3 protein-coding genes are annotated in these 2,376 nt (G+C 68.0%); 2 read left to right on the top strand and 1 reads right to left on the bottom strand.

What is annotated here, in order from left to right; translation table 11 throughout:
- Nucleotides 1-1,272: anaerobic sulfatase maturase (locus RWX45_RS10820; protein ID WP_316023731.1), on the top strand; the 1,272-nt coding region annotated here is incomplete at its 5' end.
- Nucleotides 1,269-2,048 carry a sulfite exporter TauE/SafE family protein gene (locus RWX45_RS10825; RefSeq protein WP_316023732.1) on the top strand — a complete coding sequence of 260 codons (780 nt, stop codon included), beginning with the start codon at nucleotides 1,269-1,271 and terminating at the stop codon, nucleotides 2,046-2,048. The genes RWX45_RS10820 and RWX45_RS10825, both read left to right, overlap by 4 nt.
- 21 nt (nucleotides 2,049-2,069) lie before the next feature.
- Here the strand turns inward: RWX45_RS10825 and RWX45_RS10830 are convergent.
- Nucleotides 2,070-2,376: divalent metal cation transporter (locus RWX45_RS10830; protein ID WP_316023733.1), on the bottom strand; the 307-nt coding region annotated here is incomplete at its 5' end.

The raw sequence follows: 2,376 nt of genomic DNA on the forward strand, positions 1-2,376 counted from the left end.
GGTCCCCCGCCCCGGCCCATGAACCCTTCTCCCAGCCTGCGCCGTCGTCCCTTCCACCTGGTGGTCAAGCCCACGGGAGCGGCCTGCAATCTCGACTGCTCCTACTGCTTCTTCCTGTCCAAGGAGGCGCTGTGGAACCCTCACGGGCAGCGCATGAGCGAGCCGGTGCTGCGCCGCTTCCTTGAGCGCTATCTGGCCGCGCAGCCCGACGGCGAGGTGGAGATCGCCTGGCAGGGTGGCGAGCCCACCATGCGAGGTCTCGACTTCTTCCGCCGGGCCGTGGCGATCACCGAGGAGCTCAAACGGCCCCGCCAGGTGGTTCACCACGCGATCCAGACCAACGCCACGCTCATTGATGCGCAGTGGGCGCAGTTCCTGGCCGAGAACCACTTCCTGGTCGGCGTGTCCATCGACGGCCCGGAGGACCTGCACGACGTCTACCGGGTCAACAAGGCCGGCAGGGGCACCTACCACCAGGTGGTGCGCGGGCTGCGGCTGTTGCAGGAGCACGGGGTAGAGACCAATGTTCTGTGCACTGTCAACGCCGTCAACGTGAGTGAGCCGCTGCGCGTGTACCGGCACCTGCGCGACCAGCTGGGGGTGGACTTCATCCAGTTCATCCCCATCGTGGAACGCGTGGCCAGCGGTGAGGAGTCCGTTGCCGAGGCGGGCTGGCGCGACGAGTCCGGTCACCGCGTCCTGTACCGGCAGGAGGGGGCGGACACGACGTCGCGCTCCGTTCCCCCACGGGCATGGGGTCAGTTCCTCTCCGCCGTGTACGACGAATGGCTTGAGCACGATGTCGGCCGGGTTTTCGTCCAGCACATTGAGGTCATGGTGGGAGCCGCGCTCGGGCGTTACTCGCTGTGCGCGCATGCTCCTGAATGCGGTGATGCCCTGGCGATCGAGCACAATGGCGACGTCTACAGCTGCGACCACTATGTGGAGCCCGGCTACCGCCTGGACAGCGTGCTCAGCTCCGACTTCACACAGATGCTCTCCTCGCCTCGGCAGCGAGAGTTCGGAACCAGCAAGCGCACCGGCCTGCCCCGGCAGTGCCGCGAGTGCCCGGTGCGGTGGGCCTGCAACGGCGGGTGTCCCAAGGACCGCTTCGACATCACCTCCGACGGCGAGGCCGGCCTCAACCACCTGTGCGCCGGGTACTACGCCTTCTTCACCCACGCGGCCCCGGTGGTGCTGCGCATGGCAGATGCCGTGCGGCAAGGAATCCCGGTGGCCGACGTGCTGGCAACCTCGGGAGCACCATCATGATCGCGCTGGCACTGGTGGTGGGGGTCGGCGTTGGACTCGTCGTCGGCACCCTCGGCGCCGGCGGTGGGATCCTGTCGGTTCCGGTCCTCGTCTACCTGCTCGGCCAGGACGCCCATACCGCCGCGGCATCCTCCCTCGTGGTGGTCGGGGCAACAGCCGCAGTGAGCCTGCCTCACCACGCCAGGAGCGGCAGTGTGGTGTGGCGCCGCGGCGCCCTTTTCGCCCTCGCCTCGGTTGTCGGATCGGTGCTAGGGGCGCGAGTCTCCGCACTCGTGCCCGCAACGGCACTCATGGGCATGTTCTCGGCCATGCTCGCCGTCGTCGGCGTCGTTATGCTGCGAAAAGGTTTGCGCGCGCGTCGCATGCGTCCGGTTCCCAGCCAGGCCTCCGGGCAGGGGCGCGGCCCCGTCGCAGTGATGGCGGCGGCCCTGTGCACCGGTTTCCTCACGGGGTTCTTCGGTGTTGGCGGCGGTTTCGTGGTTGTGCCGATGCTGGTGCTGGCGCTGGAGTTGGACATGCGCCGCGCCGCCGGCACATCCCTGTTGATCATGGTCATCACGTCCATCAGCGGATTGCTGGCCCGCGTGGGCACCGACATCCACATCGACTGGGCACTGACGCTCGCCTTCGCCGCCTCCAGCATGCTGGGAGGCATGCTCGGCGGCCCGCTGTCGACCAAGGCCAAGCCATGGGTGCTGACAGTGATCTTCGGGGTGCTGCTGTTGACGGTCTCACTCGTTGTGGCCGTCTCCACCTTGAGCGGCCTCACCTCTTGAAACGGCTGGCGGACCGTCGTCTCACCCGTTGCCGGTCAGAGTGAGTACGACCAAGGCCAGGTTGAGCACAATGATGAGTGCCGCCGCCACCCGGGCGGTCCAGCGCAGGGCAGCGCCGTCGCGCCACTGGCCCATGACCGTTTCCGACCCCGTGGCCCGCATGAGCGGCACAATCGCCAGCGGAATGCCGAAGGAGAGCACCACTTGGCTGAGCACGAGCGCCCAGGTCGGCTCCGCCCCGACGGCGATAATGACCAGCGCGGGCACGAGCGTGACCGCGCGGCGGGCCAACAGCGGCACGCGAATGTGCAGCAGCCCCGCCATGATC

Origin of the sequence: Actinomyces sp. MRS3W (genome assembly GCF_032465695.1) — a bacterium.
GTDB lineage: Bacteria > Actinomycetota > Actinomycetes > Actinomycetales > Actinomycetaceae > Actinomyces.

Coding starts and splice junctions, on each gene's coding strand:
- RWX45_RS10825 (WP_316023732.1), top strand. CDS start 1,269: ATGATCGCGCTGGCACTGGTGGTGGGGGTCGGCGTTGGACTCGTCGTC.